This is a genomic window from Bradyrhizobium sp. I71, assembly GCF_022354745.1.
Taxonomy (GTDB): Bacteria; Pseudomonadota; Alphaproteobacteria; order Rhizobiales; family Xanthobacteraceae; genus Bradyrhizobium; species Bradyrhizobium liaoningense.
The window spans coordinates 7,084,341-7,098,749 of the sequence record NZ_CP059398.1 but is presented as its reverse complement, the minus strand read 5'-3'; the positions used below and the strand labels follow the sequence as shown (position 1 = coordinate 7,098,749).

The following is a 14,409-nucleotide window of genomic DNA, read 5'->3' as shown; positions in this document are numbered from 1 at the left end:
CATGCGAGCGACATCATGACGACCCCATTTCCTGTCTTCCGCCTCCTTCTCGCCCTCGGTGCTGGCCTGGTGCTGCTGACTGCCCTGCCCTCGCCGTCGCGCGCGCAGAACATCGTCGTCATGGTCAACGGCGATCCGATCACCGATTTCGACATCGAGCAGCGCTCCAAGCTGGACCAGCTGACGACGCAGAAGACCCCGAGCCGGCAGGAGGTCATCAACGAGCTGATCGACGACAGGGTGAAGCTCAAGGAGGGCAGGAAGTACGGTGTCGACCCCGGCGTCTCCGACATCAACCAGTCCTATGAAGGCATGGCGCAGCGCATGCGCATCACGCCGGATCAGCTCACCAAGTCCCTCGAATCCAAGGGCGTCCGACCCGAGACCCTGAAGGGCCGCATGAAGGCCGAGATGGTCTGGACCAGCCTGGTGCGCGGCCGCTACAAGGAGCGCCTCCAGGTCGGCGAGCGCGACGTCGCGCAGGCCGTGCAGGCCCAGACCGGCGAGAAGCTCCAGGTCGAGGGCACCGAATACAAGATGCAGCCGATCGTGCTGATCGTGCCCCGCGGCTCGTCCCCTGCGTTCCTGGAAACGCGGAAGAAGGAAGCCGAGACCTATCGCGCGCGCGTCGGCAGCTGCGAGGAAGCCAATTCGCTGTTCCGCTCGACGCCGAACGCCACCATCCGCGACGCCGTCACCAAGACCACAGCGGAGCTGCCCGAACCGCTGCGCAAGGTGCTCGACGACACCCCGATCGGCCACCTGACCGCGCCCGAGGTGACCAAGGCGGGCATCGAGATGGTCGTGCTGTGCTCGCGCAAGCCGACCATGATCGACACGCCGAAGAAGCGCGAGGTCCGCGAGAAGATGTACCAGGAGAAGTACGAGAAGACCCAGAAGGCCTATCTCGATGAGCTCCGCAAGGCCGCGATGATCGAATATCGCAACCGCTGATGGCCAAGTCCCTCCTAGAGCCTTCCGCCAAATCCGCAGCCAAGTCCGCAGCCAAGTCCGCAGCCAAACCCCTTGCCCTGACCCTGGGAGAGCCCGCCGGCATCGGCCCCGACATCACGATCGCGGCCTGGCTCAGGCGCCGTGAGCTGAACCTGCCCGCCTTCTACCTGCTCGGCGACGAGGCGCTGATCGCGCGGCGCGCCAAGGCGCTCGGCGCCGATATCAGGATTGCCGCGGTGAGCCCCAGTGAGGCCGCTTCCGCCTTCACTGATGCCCTGCCCGTGGTCGCGACCGGCGAGCGCGCGACCGCCGAGCCCGGCAAGCCCGACGCATCCAGCGCGCCGGCCGCGCTCGCCTCGATCCGTCAGGCGGTCATTGACGTGCGCGCAGGTCGTGCCGGCGCCGTCGTCACCAACCCGATCGCCAAGAGCGTGCTCTACCGCGCCGGCTTCCGCCATCCCGGCCACACCGAATTCCTCGCCGAGCTTGCCGCGGAAAACGGCCGCGTGCCGCAGCCGGTGATGATGCTGTGGTCGCCACAGCTCGCCGTGGTGCCCGTGACCATCCACGTCTCGATGCGCGATGCGCTGGGAGAGCTCACCAGCACCCTGATCGTCTCGACCGTCCGCATCGTCGCCACCGAACTGAAATCCCGCTTCGGCATCGCAAAGCCGCGCATCGCGGTCTCCGGCCTCAATCCGCATGCCGGCGAAGACGGATCGCTCGGCCATGAGGAGCAGACCGTCATCGCCCCGGCGCTGAAAGTGCTGCGCAACGAGGGCATCGAAGCCAGGGGCCCGCTGCCCGCCGACACCATGTTCCACGAGGCGGCGCGACAGACCTATGACTGTGCGGTCTGCATGTATCACGACCAGGCGCTGATCCCGATCAAGACGGTCGCCTTCGACGATGCCGTCAACGTCACCCTCGGCCTGCCCTTCATCCGCACCTCGCCCGATCACGGCACTGCCTTCGACATCGCCGGCACGGCCAAGGCCAATCCGGCGAGCCTGATCGCCGCGCTCAAGCTTGCGCGCCGCATGGCCGCTTCCATCAGCTGATGGGCGCGATCGACGACCTCCCGCCGCTGCGCGAGGTCATTCGCCAGCACGCGCTGTCGGCCAGGAAATCGCTCGGCCAGAACTTCCTGCTCGACCTCAATCTGACCGCGCGCATCGCGCGCGCGGCCGCGCCCCTGGACGAGGCGACCATCGTCGAGATCGGCCCCGGCCCGGGTGGGCTGACGCGGGCGCTCCTCGCGCTCGGCGCCCGGCGCGTCATCGCCATCGAGCATGACGAGCGCGCGATCCCCGCCCTGCAGGATATTTCGGCGCGCTATCCCGGCCGGCTCGAGATCGTGCATGGCGACGCCATGACGTTCGATCCGCGCCCGCTGCTCTCAGGCGAACGCGCCAAAATCGTCGCCAACCTGCCCTACAACATCGCGACCCAGCTTCTCATCAACTGGCTCACTATCGAGCCCTGGCCGCCCTGGTACGAGATGATGGTCCTGATGTTCCAGCGCGAGGTCGGCGAGCGCATCGTGGCGCGCGAGGACGAGGAGGCTTATGGCCGGCTCGGCGTGCTCGCCAACTGGCGCTGCGAGACCAAGATCCTGTTCGACATTGCGCCGTCCGCCTTCGTGCCGCCGCCGAAGGTCACCTCCTCGGTCGTGCGCCTGGTGCCGCGCCCGGAGCCTTTGCCCTGCGATCGCAGGCTGCTCGAGCAGGTCGCCGCCGCAGCCTTCGGCCAGCGCCGCAAGATGCTGCGGCAAAGCCTGAAGTCGCTCGGCGTCGATCCCGCGCGGCTTGCGAGCGCAGCCGGCGTCGATGCAACGCGGCGCGCCGAGACCATTCCGATTCCGGGCTTTGTTGCCATGGCGCGCGAATTGGCCGATATACGCAGCGAAGCGGCATGATCCGGAAACGCGTGAAGCGGTTTTCCGAAACAGGTCATGCTCGAACAACGAGCTAATTTCGGAGGAAGGAATATGGCGTTGATGCGTCGGCAATCCCTGGTCAAGTTCGATGCGCCGCTGTGCGAGACCATCGTGGACACGCCCAAGCCGCAAGGCCGCGAGGTGCTGGTGCGCATCGAGCGCTGCGGCCTCTGCCATTCCGACCTGCACATCCAGGACGGCTATGCCGATCTCGGCGGCGGCAAGAAGCTCGACACCACGCGCGGCATGACGCTGCCCTTCACGCTCGGCCACGAGATCGCCGGCGTCGTCGACGAAGTCGGCCCGGACGTCGCCGCCAGCCTCGTCGGCGCCAGGAAAGCCGTCTTCCCGTGGATCGGCTGCGGCCAGTGCCGCGATTGCCAGAACGGCGACGAGAACCTCTGCGTCAAGCAGCGCTTCCTCGGCGTCTCCATCGACGGCGGCTTCGCCACCCACGTGCTGGTGCCCGACGCCAAATATCTGCTCGACTACGATCCCCTTCCCGTCAACCAGGCCGCGACCTTGATGTGCTCCGGCGTCACCGCCTACGGCGCGCTCAAGCGCCTGGTCGACCGTCCGCGCCAGCGCAACCTGCTGCTGATCGGCCTCGGCGGCGTCGGCATGATGGGCCTGTCGTTCGCGCAGGCGATGTTCAAGCAGCCGATCACGGTCGCCGACCTCTCGCCGGCCGCGCGCGAGACCGCGCTCAAGAACGGCGCGACCTTTGCCTATGACCCGGCCGAGCCTGACGTCATCAAGCGGATCCTCAAGGAGACCGAGGGCGGCTTCGACGAGATCGTGGATTTCGCCGGCAACGAGAAGTCGATGGCGTTCGCGGTGGCGGTCGCCGCGCGCGGCGGCAAGATCGTGGTCTCCGGCCTGATGGGCGGCCAGTTCACGCTGCCCATGGTGCAATGGGTCTACAAGCGCATGACCATCGAGGGCTTCATGGTGGGCACGCTCGCCGAAGCCCATGAGCTGATGGCGCTGGCGCGCGCCGGCAAGATCAAGCCGACGCCGATGCGCGAAGAGCCGATGGGCGACGTCCAGAAATGGATCGACGAATTGCGTGCCGGCAAGGTCGTCGGCCGCATCGTGCTGAAGAACTGACTCACTCGGCGGCGGGCCTGACCGAAGTCTCGCCCGCCGCACGGAACGCCTTCGGCCCGGCCGCGTTGGCTGCGCATGTCCATTCGCTGCACCGTCGAAAGCGCGTTCTTCATCGCCTGGAGCTGCCTGGAGACGAGCGGTGAGCTCGGTCCGCCGGACGAGAGCGCGAACTTCCTGCTCGACGCCATCGAGGCGCAGCTCAGGACTGGGGAGCGCCGGCAGTTGATGCTGGCGAACAAGGCGATCGATGCCTACCGCGCGCACGCCGCGCTAAGCCGATCTTCGCGGGACTGCGAAGCGCACTTCAGATAAAGGATCATCGCCTCCCGCGCCGACCGGGCGGCGTTCGGGCGGGATCGAGGACGGTGGGTCCGTCGGGCAAGGCCGAAAATCCCGGAAGCTGAAGGCGTCCTTTTTCAGCGTCTGAACATCCGTTGTGTGCACTTTGGAACCGTCGGTTCCGTCGCGGAAAAGTAGGTTTCCCGCTGGCGCCGATTCCCGGCCCGCCAAGAGAACACATTGTGACCGGTCGGCCCCAGAACGATCTGCTCCGGCAGCTCAATCACCAGGACTTCGAACTGCTCGCGCCTCACCTCCAGCCGGTCGAACTCGAGGCGAGCCACATCCTGCATCACGCCGGCGACGACGTCGCAGCGGTTCATTTCCCCTGCGGTCCCGCGCTCGTGTCCTTCGCGGTGCCGGTCGAGGACGATCGCGAGGTCGAAAGCCTGCTGGTGGGACGTGAGGGTGCGGTGGGCATTGCCCCCGGCCGCACGCCTTCGCTCGCCTATTCGCGCATCGTCGTGAAGCTCGGCGGCACCCTGGTCCGGCTGCCGCTGCGCGCGCTCGAGCAGGCGCAGCAGAGGTCGGCCACGCTCCAGGAGGTCCTCTTGCGCTATGCCGACTGCCAGTTCGCGCAGCTGCTGCAGACCGCGGCCTGCAACGCTGCGCATTCGATCGAGCAGCGCGCCGCCAAGTGGATCATCTCCGCGCAGGAACATATCGGCGGAGCGGAGATCCCTCTCACCCACGAGCAGCTCGCCGGCATGCTGGGCGTCTCCCGCAGCTATGCCAGCCGTGTCATCCAGATGTTCAAGGCGAGGCGCATCCTCGCGACCCGCCGCGGCGCCATCCTGATCCTCGACGCATCGGCACTCGAAGCAAGAGCCTGCTGTTGCAACAACTGGGTGAACAAGTATTTCGACGAGGTGCGGGGCGCAGCGGCAGCCGCCGAGGGCTAAAGCATGATCCGGAAAAGTGCGCAGCGGTTTTCCGAAAAGATCAGCTTGAACAACAACCTAAAGCGCGATGACGATTCATCCTGATCGCATCGCGCTTTAGTGCCTCCGTCTCACGCAAGCGGCGGCGCCTGCCGCTTGAGGTGCAGATAGACCGGACTGAAATCTCCGAGCCGCTGCAGCTCGCGCCATTTCAGCACGATCAGCTCCCCCTCGCGCAGATCCATGACGCCGCTCCGCCTGAGGTCGGCGAGCGTCCGGTTCACCGTCGCGATCGCCATGCCCAGCGTCTCGCCGAGCTGGGCCAGGCTGATCGGCACGCGGCAGCGATTGCCGCGGACCAGCTGCGCCGCGCGGGCGCGGTAGAACAGCTCGCAAAACAGGTGTGCCATGCGCGCCTGCATCGGCCGGGCGCTGTTGTTGGTGATGGCCTCGCGAAAGATCGCGGCGTCGAGCAGCGTCTCGCGCCAGACGGCCAGCGCAAAGGTTGGCCGCCGCCGGAAGGCGATGAACAATTCGCGATGCGGGATGAAGGCGGCTGTGGCCGCCCCCAGCGCGCTCAATCCGTGGTCCATCTGGTCGATGAACAGCCCCTGCGCATCCGGAAGGTCGCCGGTGAGATGGAACGCCAGGTACTGCCGCCGCCCGCTCCCGAGCAGGTGGTAGCGCGCGACCATGCCGGAGACGACCAGCACCGAATGTTCGGGTTCGTCGCCCTGACGGATGAAATCCTCGTTGGGCTCCAAATCGCGCAGCGTGAAGGTGAGCGCCCGGATTTCCGCGATGTCCTCCGCTTCCAGCGCGGTATGCTCGGAAAGGTTCCGGATCAGTACGTCGTGGGCTTTTTCCATGGGCCGCCAAAAATCGCGCCGGTTCTATCAAATGATACGTCCGGCTTGCATTCAGCGGATTAGAACGCGAGTCGAGAGCACAGGTTGCTGACCGGTTTGCCACCGTACCAAGTCGCATCCAACCCGTCCCCCTCGACCGCGAACGAGCCGTCCCTTCATGAGCCCTACGACCATCCTGGAGCGCATCCGCAGGCTATTCACGTCAGATACGAGCGAGCACCTCGACAGCATCCGCGATGCTTTCGTCGCGGGCACGCTGAAAGAGCCGGTCCGGCCAATGTCCGATCAGGAACTCGCCCGCGCCATCCGCGAGTTCCGCTCCGCGCCGGTCTCCGACGGGACCCTCGCAAAACTCTCGCAGCGCCTCGTCGCGGCGTCGGTGCCGCGAGACGTCTGAAGCAGCACGCGAGGCTCATGCCGCATCCGAAGTTCATCGCGCGTCTCCAGGCGATCGAAGGCCTGTCCGAGGACGAACGCCGGCAGATCGCAGGCTTGCCGTCCACGCTGCGCCAGGTCGCGGACGGCGAGATCGTGCTGCGCCAGGGTGAGACCGCTTCGCGCTGCGTGTTCGTCGTCAGCGGCTTCCTCTACCAGGCCCGCATCGTCGGCGATCGCAGCCAGATCCTCGCCTTCCACGTTCCCGGCGACATGCCGTGCCTGCACACGCTGCTGGTCTCGCCGTTGGATGCGGACCTCGTCGGGCTCGGCCCGACCATCGTCGGCACCGTCGCGCACAGCCATCTGCGCCAGCTTCTCGACGGCTCGATCCACCTGACCCGCGCCTTCTGGCGCGAGACACTGATCGACGCGGCGATCTCGCGGCAATGGATCGCGCGCCTCGGCGCGCAGGCGGCGCTGCCCAAGGTCGCGCATCTCATCTGTGAACTTGCCGCAAGGCTGGAGCTCGTCGGCCTTGTCAGGGACGGCAGCTTCCAGATGCCGATGACGCAGCGGCACGTTGCGGACGCCTGTGGGCTCTCGATCGTCCACGTCAATCGTACCATCCAGGAGCTGAGGCATCGCGGGCTGATTGCATGGGAGGGCAGCGAGATCGATCTGCTCCAGCCCGACGAACTGCGCAAGCTTGCGGATTTCAGGCCTGATTATCTGCGCTGAGCGCGGCGCGGCACGAGGCGCTAGCTCGTGCGTCGGATCTCCTCCCGCCGGGACTCGACCTCCTCGGCGTCCTCGTCGTCGACCTTCATGACGTGGTCGCGGCCGGCCACCTTGAGCAGCTCGTCCAGCTTGGCGTGGATCGCCTGGGTGTCGCGGTGCTCGGCGCGCTGGATCACCAGCGTCATGCCCCATGTCGCCAGCGTCGCGAACGAGTGCCATTCGAGTCCGTTGCCCAGCGTGATCCAGGCGATGCCATAGACCACGTAAACGGCGAACGCGGCCGGGCGCGAGGTGGCGACGCCGATCTCGGTGAGCCAGCCCTTTGACTTCGGAAGAGACATGTGCGGCAACTCGCGTAGGCCGCCGGCGTTCCCGCAGACGCTGAAGATGCGCTGGCCAAGTCGCCCCTCTAAGGTCGCCCCTCTAGGATCGCGACGAATGCGACCGCCAGTGTCTGAGCAGCGGACCGCCGGCCCCCAGCACAGGATCCGTCTTCGGCTTGCGGACCTTGGCGATGCGCTTGATCGCGTCAGTCCGCTCCCGCGTGTCGGTGCACTCGTCGTACGTGCCGTCCTGCGGATAGGCTCCGACGACCAGAAAGTCCCGGCCGGACTCGATCAGCCGGTGGCCCGTGCCCGCGGGCAGGACCAGAACGTCACCGGCTTTCACATTGAGGATGCGACCCTTGATGCCGCCGCACTCGATCCTGGCCGTGCCGCGCGCCACGCCCATCACTTCATGGATCTGCGAATGGTAATGGACGAAATCGTACACGGTGTCGCGCCACGACCGGGCCCAGCCGTTCGTGGCGAACAGCGTGTCGATGATGACCTCCGGCGGAAAACGCCGGCCCTTCAGCTTCACCGTCCCGCGATAAAACAGCACCGGAAGTTTCGGATTGTTCGGCACGATGCCATCGTCGCGAAAATGGATGGCAGTCGGCTTCCGCGCCCGCACCAGCGCCCGCAGCGTCGCCGCGTCGGGATGCTCCTCCACGAGCTTCCTGGCAAAATTCTTGATCTGATCCTTGACCGGCATGCTTGCTCCTCAGCCGCGATTCAACGACGGCAGAGGCGAGAAGTTTCGAGGTGGAACGGGCTTCATCGGGAGCATGGACTCATTCCCCTCCCACGGGGCTGAGCTCCTGGGCGTGCCAGTTTCGCTTGTGCGAGCGCGACGTCGTAAGATGCGTCACGCCCATTTGGAGCAGCCGGCAAGAGCACAGGCAAACACCGGAAGAAGTCTGCTCCCCAGGTCACAAACCGACTTTCAACTCAGCACGGCGATGTCAGCATGGGCCAATGGCTGCCGCTTCTGGCCTCACTTCCGCGGAGGGATGTGGCCTAATTCATAGTCTGATAAGCTCTCTGCATGGGAACGTTGATAGCCGAAAACCAGACCGTGAAATATCAGTGGGCGAGCGATGTCGCCTTCGATGGCATTTACTTGGAAGTTCTCTCGGACAATGGAGATGAGCTCTTTGTTGTTGGCGTGCCCGACGACGGGCCAGTGACCATCAACACGTTCGGCAAGGACGTTGCGGCATCTCTGATCGAGGCAGCAATTCAGGTTGCCCGATCAAGATAGGCCGTCCTCGCCCACATCACTGTTCGCCAAACGCCACGCCGCACCCCAACAAAACAGGTCACCGGAAGCTATCCGCCTGTGCCGGGTGGCATCTCTGGGTTGAACGAGTAGTATTGAGCATTGCGAAAACAGGAGGGCCGATCATGCCGTTGGACCGCCCCGTGCCGTTTTTCTCCCAAAACGCCGGCCCAAGCGGGCCCCAGATCGATGATCCCACAGGTTGCTGGTACGCATCCGCACGAATGATAAGCGTGTACTATGGGGGCCCCTATTCCTCACGCAAGGGTGTACCGGAGCTCGACAACCCGGACGGCACTCACAAGGGGCTGCCGATGGCGGGGAAGGAGTTAAGCATCTTCCTCAAAAATGAAAGATTGCTGCCTGTCACGACGCGGATGACCACGCCCGACGATTTCGACGCGGTACTGACCAATAGCGGGCCGATCATGGTCAATTGGTGGGCCCCAAGTCGCGGCCTTCACGTGTCGGTCATCATCGGAATCCTGGAGAAGGACGTCGTCTACCATGATCCCGCCGTTGGCCCCAATCAGTCGATGTTGGTGACAATGTTGAATCTTCGGCGCACGGGTCCAATGGGCCGCGTAGACCCGATGTATGTGCGCAACCCAAAAACTATAGGAAGGCGGCTGGAATCAAATCCAAGAGAACTCGTTCTCGCATCGGACGGAGTGGTCAAGAAATACCCGCTGCCGTGGCCGACGGGCTGGTGGCGCGTGTGGGACGGCGGCACATGGTACTACTACCTCGGCGACAATGGGGCCGCGATGTCGAGCAAGACGCCGCCGTCCAATACCGAGCCGCCCGCCAAGACAAAGGTACACAACACCGGCACTTGGGTTCGCACCTCGCCGAGGACGCTCGTGGTCACCTGGAAGCAGGTCGCCGGCGCGCCGAAGAAGTGCGAGGAAACGTTCTGGAACGCGGTTGACGAGTGCGAGCGGATGGACGCGACCTCGAACCTTTACTCCCCGCTGGTGGCGACGCGGTTTCGGGCCAAGTGAAATCGGCCGGCCCATGGCGACGCCCAAAAGCTTCGTTGGGCGAATTGCGCCAACGTCCGCCTTAGGGTCAAGATACGAAGAACTCAATCTGAGCAAATCTAGTCCGCCGTGCCTCAGTGAGCGGAATTCGTGGAGGGGATTCGCCAGTTCGCTGACGGCCAGAACCGGACTCCCGAGGCGTCACTCGATGACCTGGTCGGCCGTGGCCAGTAACGAATGCGAAACGGTGAGACCGAGTGCTTTCGCGGTCTTTAGATTGATGACCAGCTTGAGACGAGTGGGCTGCTCTATGGGCAGATCGCCGGGCTTTGCGCCTTTCAGGATCCTGTCGACATAGCCGACCGCCCGCCGGAAATGATCGGGAAAATCCGGTCCATAGGATAGCAGCAGGCCGTAAGGGACCTGTTCAGCGTTTGACGCAATTGTCGGCACCTTGTGCGCCATGGCCGAGGCGCCCACCCGCACCCGTTCATTGTACATCGGCGGCCCAACAGCAAATGCGCCATCAAAGCCCTCGCGTGCAATGGCCGAAAAGGTCGGGTCAATTTCATCCGCCGTCGTCACTTCGAATACTTTTGTCAGGCATCCCGCAGCTCTCCCCGCTGTTTCGTTAGCGATGGCGGTGGGCTTGGAAGACGGCTCGCGCGGATCGAGCACGAGGGCCAGGCGGGTCAATTTCGGAACGATTTCCTTGAACAGCGCGAGCCGCTTGCCGGAGAGGTCGACGGTCATCAGTGAAAGTCCGGTCACGTTGCCACCAGGACGCGCGAGGCTCTCGACGAGCCCCCGACCGACCGGATCCGGGTCCCCGACAAGCACGATGGGGATAGTGCTGGTCGCTCGTTTGGCCTCCCTGGCGCCAAGTCCCGTCACAGCGACGATCACATCGACTTTGCTTTCCGCAAGTTCCTGCGCCATTGTGCGAAACCGTTCAGGTTGCTCGGCAGGAAAGCGGTGCTCCAGTTCGATATTCCTGCCGTCGAAGTAGCCAAGCTCCTGAAATGCCTTGATCAGGACGACCAGATATTCCTCTTCCTGCTTGGCGTCGGCGGCATGCCAGAGAACGCCGACGCGCGGGTTCGGTTTGCGTCGCTGCGCGCGCGAGGTTAGTGGCCATGCTGCAGCAGCGCTTCCGAGAAGCGTGATGAATTCGCGGCGTTTCATTCGATCACCTCGCCACATTCCGGCTGAGCTGCGGACCGCATTGGAGCACGATCCAGACGACGTGAAACACAGGTTGCTACGAGCTGTCGCTAATGCTTCGCCATGAACGCAAGCACCGCTTGATCATAGGCGTCGGCGGCACCGGCGAAAGGTATTGCTAGACGACATTTCTGCCTCCGCGCAATTGCGGTTCGCTACGTCGGATCTCGTCTCGGCGATGTCCTCAACAGCCGCGCTCGTCTTCCCGGCGAGGCGGCGGCGGCTTTGACGGCGCCTGGGTGGTGACCAGCGTCGGCTGCGGTGGCACCACGTCCGGTGCGGTCGTCGTCTCCTCGGGCAAGGTCATCGGCCAGGGGGTCACCGGTACCGTTGGCCCGAGCGGCGCCGTCAGGACAGTCGGTCAAGGCGATGGCGTGTCCTTCACGGGCTCCGGCCGTCTCGGCGGCCGCAGCGGGTCCGGGACGTGGCGTCGTTCCGACGGCTGCGGCGGAACCTGGACTTCAGCCAAGCAGTAAGGCCGAAAAGGCTGACATCGCGGCGGAACGATCGCGCCACAGGCCCGATTCAAGCCACATCCTCTCCGGATTTGCGGCTCATTGCCACCCAACTCTTTGACGAGAAAGGGCTGGTTGAGAGTTGCGTCATGCGTAACCGGGAGACCAGGATGGGCAACCGAACCGCAAAATTCGTATCTGCGCTAGTTGGCAGCATCATTGCCGGCGCACCGCTGGCTGCCGTGTCGCAGAACGCGCCGGCCCCATCGAGCGCTGCCAGCACGGCTTCCGATTGCCTCGCAGCGCCAAAGGGCGCCGCGCCGCAGGGACAGCACTGGTACTACCGCCTCGAACGCACGACCAAGCGGCAATGCTGGTACCTGCGTGCCGCCGGCGACAAGGACAGCGCGAAAACCGCACAGACCTGGCAGGCTCCGAGCGATACCCCGCCGGCGGATGCGCCGGCGCCGCAGCAATACGCTGTGCAGGACGCGCGCGCCGAATATCCGACGCCGCGGAGCAGCGCCGCCCCGAAGACGCCGAACGCCCCCGCGCAAGCCGCCGCCGCAAGACCGGTCCAACCAGCCGCGGAGCAGACCGCCGACGGCAACGCGCAGCAACCCGCCGCCGCGCCCTGGCCCGATGTCTCCACAGCGTCCGCTCCGCCGGCACCAGCCGCCGTCGCAGCACCCGCGCAGCCGGGCGCAAAGCCGTCGAAATCCCCATCGCCAGTGGCGCTCGCTGCGGCAGACAGCACGACCGACAAGCCGACCGGCTCGCTCCAGACGCTGCTGCTCGTGATCGGCGGCGCGCTGGCGCTCGCCGGAATCCTCGGCAGCGTCATCTACCGCTTCGCCGGCGCGCGCGTCCGCCTCCAGTCCGCCGACCGTCACGGACATTGGAGCGATCGGGAGATGCAGGACGAGGACGGAAGCCGTGCGCCCTGGCTCGCTTCAACGCCGGCCGGCGTCCAGCCGCCTCACCCCATCGACTTCGATGCGGTACGTCCGCAGCCGAAACAACGAGGGACAAAACTTGCCGCGATCGGCCGCGAGATCGAGCTGATCGACGCGCGCAGGCAAAGGGCCGCCGCCCCGGCCGCAGAACCTGTCGAGGTCAAGAGCGACAAGGTCGAGATGAAGATGGTCGGCAAGCAAATCGAGACCGTGGCAGCTCCCCAGCTCACCGCCAACGAGATCGGCGAGGATCGCGATCACGCACCGGCAGGTCGAGACGACGATGCCGTCGATGTCGACGTCATCACGACGATGCTGGAACAGCTGGCGAAGGAAGGGCCGCGCCTGTCCCGGCCTAACCTTGAAGCTGACCTTGCAAACTTCGCACGAAGCCTGCGAGGCCGATCCGCCGCTCGCGCTTGAGGCGCTCGGCCTTCAGGATCGACTGCACCTCGGCGAAGGCCTCGTCGATGTCGTGGTTGATCACGATGTAGTCGTACTCGGCCCAGTGGCTCATCTCGTGACTTGCGCGGCTCATGCGCTTGCGGATCACCTCGTCGGAATCCTGCGCGCGCGAATGCAGGCGCTTCTCGAGATCGCTGGCCGAGGGCGGCAGGATGAAGACGCTGACGACGTCGGCGCGCGCCTTCTCGCGCAGCTGCTGCGTACCTTGCCAGTCGATGTCGAACAGCACGTCCTGCCCGGCCGACAGCGCCGCTTCGACTGGCGCGCGCGGCGTGCCGTAGCTGTTGTCGAACACGGTCGCCCATTCCAGCAGCTCGTCGCCCTTCACCATGGCGTCGAACCTGGCCTTGTCGACGAACAGATAGTCGCGCCCGTCGACCTCGCCGGGGCGCTTGGCGCGCGTGGTGGCGGAGACCGACATCCTGAGGCCCGGCATCCGCTCGATCAGGAGCCGGGACAGTGTCGTCTTGCCCGCGCCCGAGGGCGAGGACAGCACGAACATCAATCCGCGCCGCTCGACACCGTCAGTTCCGTGACCGCCCGTCGTCATCGATCACTCCAGATTCTGGACCTGCTCGCGGAACTGCTCGACCACGTTCTTCATGGCCAGCCCCGTGTTGGTCAGCTCGATATCGTTCGACTTCGAGCAGCAGGTGTTGACCTCACGGTGAAACTCCTGCGCCAGGAAATCGAGCTTGCGTCCGATCGGGCCGCCCTTGCCGATCAATTCGCGCGCCTGCGCGACGTGGGAAGCGATGCGGTCGAGTTCCTCGCGGATGTCGGCCTTGGTGGCGATCAGGATCGCCTCCTGCATCAGGCGGTCGGAATCGAACCGGTCCGAGGTGTCGAGCAGGGTTGCGATCTGCTCGGCGAGCCTGGCCTTGATTGCCTCAGGCTTGCGGCCCGGCGCAGCTTCGGCCTTTCTCGCAAGCTGCTCGATCTCGTCGACACGCTGGGTCAGGATCTGGCCAAGCGAAATCCCCTCGCGCTTGCGCATCTCGACGAGGTCGGCGAGCGCCCTGTTGAAGGCTTCGGCCGCGGCGACACGCGCGGCCTTGTCCTCCTCCTCGTCGCCCTCGGGCTCGGCGATCTCGACCACGCCCTTGATGGCGAGCAGGCCGTCGATGCTCGGCGCCACCGCGTCGACCTTGCCAGAGATCAGCGCGGCGGCCTTGAGGACCGCATTGAGCACGTCCTCGTTGATGCGGACCGTGGCGGCCGCATTGGTGCGCTTGACGTTGAGATTGGCGTAGACCGTCCCGCGCGACAGAAGCTCGCCGGCGTGTTTCTTGGCATGGGCCTCCAGCTCCTCGAAGCCCTGCGGCAGCCGCACCCTGAGGTCAAACCCCTTGGCGTTGACCGACTTCAATTCCCATTCGAACGTGTAAGGCCCGCTCGCGCCGTGGCTTCGGGCAAAGCCGGTCATGGACGACAGGGCCATCGGTTCAGATTCTCCAGGAACACGGGATTCGCGAGGCTATCAAGCCACGCGAATCTTAAGACTATTTTGCCG

General features: G+C 65.2%; 17 protein-coding genes and 1 pseudogene. 12 read left to right on the top strand and 6 right to left on the bottom strand.

Annotated features, from left to right (window positions below; all coding sequences use genetic code 11):
• The first annotated feature begins 15 nt into the window (after positions 1–15).
• From FJV43_RS33660 to FJV43_RS33635, 6 genes are all read left to right on the top strand, one after another.
• A complete protein-coding gene (locus FJV43_RS33660; RefSeq protein ID WP_239623253.1) occupies positions 16–954 on the top strand; it encodes a peptidylprolyl isomerase in 939 nt (312 codons plus the stop codon).
• Positions 954–2,015: a 4-hydroxythreonine-4-phosphate dehydrogenase PdxA gene (gene pdxA, locus FJV43_RS33655; RefSeq protein WP_239623252.1), complete on the top strand. Its 1,062-nt coding sequence runs from the start codon at positions 954–956 to the stop codon at positions 2,013–2,015. Before FJV43_RS33660 ends, pdxA begins: the two co-directional genes overlap by 1 nt.
• Complete coding sequence (gene rsmA, locus FJV43_RS33650; protein ID WP_239623251.1) at positions 2,015–2,872, top strand: 16S rRNA (adenine(1518)-N(6)/adenine(1519)-N(6))-dimethyltransferase RsmA; 858 nt, start codon at positions 2,015–2,017, stop codon at positions 2,870–2,872. The genes pdxA and rsmA overlap by 1 nt, the downstream gene beginning before the upstream one ends.
• 72 nt (positions 2,873–2,944) lie before the next feature.
• On the top strand, positions 2,945–4,003 hold the full coding sequence (locus FJV43_RS33645) for an alcohol dehydrogenase (RefSeq protein ID WP_239623250.1): 1,059 nt from the start codon (positions 2,945–2,947) through the stop codon (positions 4,001–4,003).
• Positions 4,004–4,078: 75 nt separating this feature from the next.
• A complete protein-coding gene (locus tag FJV43_RS33640; protein ID WP_239623249.1) occupies positions 4,079–4,315 on the top strand; it encodes a hypothetical protein in 237 nt (78 codons plus the stop codon).
• 209 nt (positions 4,316–4,524) lie between these two features.
• The gene (locus FJV43_RS33635; RefSeq protein WP_239623248.1) at positions 4,525–5,244 is read left to right on the top strand and encodes a Crp/Fnr family transcriptional regulator; all 720 of its coding nucleotides are present in this window, start codon (positions 4,525–4,527) and stop codon (positions 5,242–5,244) included.
• Between the two features lie 110 nt (positions 5,245–5,354).
• Here the strand turns inward: FJV43_RS33635 and FJV43_RS33630 are convergent, their stop codons facing one another.
• Entirely contained in the window at positions 5,355–6,092 is a 738-nt protein-coding gene (locus tag FJV43_RS33630; protein ID WP_239623247.1) for a Crp/Fnr family transcriptional regulator, read from the bottom strand.
• Between the two features lie 157 nt (positions 6,093–6,249).
• Here FJV43_RS33630 and FJV43_RS33625 point away from each other — a divergent pair, with 157 nt between their 5' ends.
• Together FJV43_RS33625 and FJV43_RS33620 are read left to right on the top strand one after the other, a co-directional pair.
• Positions 6,250–6,489 carry a hypothetical protein gene (locus FJV43_RS33625; RefSeq protein ID WP_239623246.1) on the top strand — a complete coding sequence of 80 codons (240 nt, stop codon included), beginning with the start codon at positions 6,250–6,252 and terminating at the stop codon, positions 6,487–6,489.
• A 17-nt stretch (positions 6,490–6,506) separates the two neighbouring features.
• Positions 6,507–7,208 (top strand): Crp/Fnr family transcriptional regulator, encoded by a 702-nt coding sequence (locus tag FJV43_RS33620; RefSeq protein WP_239623245.1) that lies wholly within the window; start codon positions 6,507–6,509, stop codon positions 7,206–7,208.
• Positions 7,209–7,228: 20 nt separating this feature from the next.
• Here the strand turns inward: FJV43_RS33620 and FJV43_RS33615 are convergent, their stop codons facing one another.
• Positions 7,229–7,549: a low affinity iron permease family protein gene (locus FJV43_RS33615; protein WP_239623244.1), complete on the bottom strand. Its 321-nt coding sequence runs from the start codon at positions 7,547–7,549 to the stop codon at positions 7,229–7,231.
• Between the two features lie 82 nt (positions 7,550–7,631).
• Positions 7,632–8,246: a cupin gene (locus FJV43_RS33610; protein WP_239623243.1), complete on the bottom strand. Its 615-nt coding sequence runs from the start codon at positions 8,244–8,246 to the stop codon at positions 7,632–7,634.
• Between the two features lie 333 nt (positions 8,247–8,579).
• Between FJV43_RS33610 and FJV43_RS33605 the strand changes: the two genes are divergently transcribed.
• Positions 8,580–8,795: a hypothetical protein gene (locus FJV43_RS33605; protein ID WP_239623242.1), complete on the top strand. Its 216-nt coding sequence runs from the start codon at positions 8,580–8,582 to the stop codon at positions 8,793–8,795.
• 143 nt (positions 8,796–8,938) lie between these two features.
• Positions 8,939–9,817 carry a papain-like cysteine protease family protein gene (locus tag FJV43_RS33600; protein ID WP_239623241.1) on the top strand — a complete coding sequence of 293 codons (879 nt, stop codon included), beginning with the start codon at positions 8,939–8,941 and terminating at the stop codon, positions 9,815–9,817.
• Between the two features lie 180 nt (positions 9,818–9,997).
• On the opposite strand, the gene FJV43_RS33595 is transcribed toward FJV43_RS33600, so the two are convergent.
• The gene (locus FJV43_RS33595; protein WP_239623240.1) at positions 9,998–10,981 is read right to left on the bottom strand and encodes an ABC transporter substrate-binding protein; all 984 of its coding nucleotides are present in this window, start codon (positions 10,979–10,981) and stop codon (positions 9,998–10,000) included.
• Positions 10,982–11,205: 224 nt separating this feature from the next.
• On the opposite strand from FJV43_RS33595, the pseudogene FJV43_RS33590 reads away from it, so the two are divergent.
• Together FJV43_RS33590 and FJV43_RS33585 are read left to right on the top strand one after the other, a co-directional pair.
• Positions 11,206–11,496, top strand: a pseudogene (locus tag FJV43_RS33590) (hypothetical protein); the annotation flags it as partial.
• Positions 11,497–11,645: 149 nt separating this feature from the next.
• Entirely contained in the window at positions 11,646–12,854 is a 1,209-nt protein-coding gene (locus FJV43_RS33585) for a hypothetical protein (RefSeq protein ID WP_239623239.1), read from the top strand.
• Here FJV43_RS33585 and gmk read toward each other — a convergent pair.
• Complete coding sequence (gmk, locus tag FJV43_RS33580) at positions 12,787–13,446, bottom strand: guanylate kinase (RefSeq protein ID WP_239623238.1); 660 nt, start codon at positions 13,444–13,446, stop codon at positions 12,787–12,789. The two genes, FJV43_RS33585 and gmk, sit on opposite strands and share 68 nt — an antisense overlap.
• A gap of 3 nt (positions 13,447–13,449) precedes the next feature.
• Positions 13,450–14,337, bottom strand: coding sequence for a YicC/YloC family endoribonuclease (locus tag FJV43_RS33575; RefSeq protein WP_239623237.1), 888 nt, complete (start codon positions 14,335–14,337; stop codon positions 13,450–13,452).
• Positions 14,338–14,409: the final 72 nt, after the last annotated feature.

Bases quoted from the DNA above. Each gene is read 5' to 3' on its own strand.
- FJV43_RS33660 (WP_239623253.1), top strand. From the start codon at position 16: ATGACGACCCCATTTCCTGTCTTCCGCCTCCTTCTCGCCCTCGGTGCT.
- pdxA (WP_239623252.1), top strand. From the start codon at position 954: ATGGCCAAGTCCCTCCTAGAGCCTTCCGCCAAATCCGCAGCCAAGTCC.
- rsmA (WP_239623251.1), top strand. From the start codon at position 2,015: ATGGGCGCGATCGACGACCTCCCGCCGCTGCGCGAGGTCATTCGCCAG.
- FJV43_RS33645 (WP_239623250.1), top strand. From the start codon at position 2,945: ATGGCGTTGATGCGTCGGCAATCCCTGGTCAAGTTCGATGCGCCGCTG.
- FJV43_RS33640 (WP_239623249.1), top strand. From the start codon at position 4,079: ATGTCCATTCGCTGCACCGTCGAAAGCGCGTTCTTCATCGCCTGGAGC.
- FJV43_RS33630 (WP_239623247.1), bottom strand. From the start codon at position 6,092: ATGGAAAAAGCCCACGACGTACTGATCCGGAACCTTTCCGAGCATACC.
- FJV43_RS33625 (WP_239623246.1), top strand. From the start codon at position 6,250: ATGAGCCCTACGACCATCCTGGAGCGCATCCGCAGGCTATTCACGTCA.
- FJV43_RS33620 (WP_239623245.1), top strand. From the start codon at position 6,507: ATGCCGCATCCGAAGTTCATCGCGCGTCTCCAGGCGATCGAAGGCCTG.
- FJV43_RS33615 (WP_239623244.1), bottom strand. From the start codon at position 7,549: ATGTCTCTTCCGAAGTCAAAGGGCTGGCTCACCGAGATCGGCGTCGCC.
- FJV43_RS33610 (WP_239623243.1), bottom strand. From the start codon at position 8,246: ATGCCGGTCAAGGATCAGATCAAGAATTTTGCCAGGAAGCTCGTGGAG.
- FJV43_RS33605 (WP_239623242.1), top strand. From the start codon at position 8,580: ATGGGAACGTTGATAGCCGAAAACCAGACCGTGAAATATCAGTGGGCG.
- FJV43_RS33600 (WP_239623241.1), top strand. From the start codon at position 8,939: ATGCCGTTGGACCGCCCCGTGCCGTTTTTCTCCCAAAACGCCGGCCCA.
- FJV43_RS33595 (WP_239623240.1), bottom strand. From the start codon at position 10,981: ATGAAACGCCGCGAATTCATCACGCTTCTCGGAAGCGCTGCTGCAGCA.
- FJV43_RS33585 (WP_239623239.1), top strand. From the start codon at position 11,646: ATGGGCAACCGAACCGCAAAATTCGTATCTGCGCTAGTTGGCAGCATC.
- gmk (WP_239623238.1), bottom strand. From the start codon at position 13,446: ATGACGACGGGCGGTCACGGAACTGACGGTGTCGAGCGGCGCGGATTG.
- FJV43_RS33575 (WP_239623237.1), bottom strand. From the start codon at position 14,337: ATGGCCCTGTCGTCCATGACCGGCTTTGCCCGAAGCCACGGCGCGAGC.